Here is a 1,025-nt window from a genome sequence, read left to right as displayed (position 1 = left end):
AGCAGCACCAGTGATGTTAGACCCCCACAAAGCAGGTTCCCCGTTAGCTTTCTTAAAGGGGTTGTTCCCGTTAGAGTCAAGTAGGAAGGTGTTATCTTCCCAGTTGTCTGTATTGGCTGTGTTAGTAATACGATTCTCTAGAGGTAGCGTAGTGAAATCAGCATGTTTAACATAGTTGAAATCATTCAAGAATGCCGCTTTATCTGTATACAACGTAGCGCCAGCATAAGCAGAAGTAGAAGCTAGGGTAGAGGTAACCATAACGGCTGCTGCAAATAAACCTTTTTTCATATCATTATTCCATTAATGCAGCCCAGCCACCTTAAAAGAATTAAGGCCTGTAGCTTTCCGTCCTTGGCTTGCGCCTAAGTTTGGCGGTTAGTTAAATTTACTTATTATGTTTAGGCTACGATTGATTTAGCTCTCCGGCGTAAACCTAAGAAGCCTAATAAGGCTGGTGCAAACATAAAGGCTGCTGCTGGGATAGGGACAGCTGAAATGGAATCTCTGATTAAATACTACCATAATGTAATGCTCCGGAATCAGATTTCCCTACAAAGCCATAATGGGTCATTGAAAAATCTTCACCAGTATCACAGGTAGGACAGCCTCCATTGTTATCACTGATTATCGCAACATACTGATAATCTAATAGATCTGGGTAGACATCAGAGATCATTCCATAAGTGTACTGATAGTTTTCCCACTCAAAACCATTGTTTACTAATGAAAACACATCTAAAGTTGATCCAAGCAGAGTTACTAAACCATCTATTAAGTTAGGTTCTTGGCTTACTAAACTATTTGTATTAATTTCTACTCCAGTATAATTTCCGACTAAAGTATTAAAGTCATAACCGGTTGCATATCGCCAACCGTCATAAATTCCACCTGTACCAAATTGACTACTAACGTAGTCATATGATTGATTAACACTGGTGGTGACGTCCAGCCAATCCAAGCCCGATAGCGTATCTGTCGTGTAGGTGACATTATCAGTGAAGTCGGTCGGTGCGGCAAAGGTG

At 40.8% G+C, this 1,025-nt stretch carries 2 protein-coding genes and 1 riboswitch; both genes read right to left on the bottom strand.

The window, feature by feature from the left end; all coding sequences use genetic code 11:
- Positions 1-291, bottom strand: a 291-nt coding sequence (locus AC3AYF_RS21820; protein WP_487780558.1) for a hypothetical protein, incomplete at its 3' end; no start/stop codon positions are given.
- Between the two features lie 13 nt (positions 292-304).
- Positions 305-386: riboswitch (cyclic di-GMP riboswitch) on the bottom strand.
- Positions 387-511: 125 nt separating this feature from the next.
- On the bottom strand, positions 512-1,025 hold a 514-nt coding region (locus tag AC3AYF_RS21815; protein ID WP_487780557.1), incomplete at its 5' end, for a hypothetical protein.

It is taken from the genome of Salinicola sp. (genome assembly GCF_982684285.1).
The sequence above is the reverse complement of the archived record's forward strand: the minus strand, read 5'-3'. Positions and strand labels throughout refer to the sequence as shown.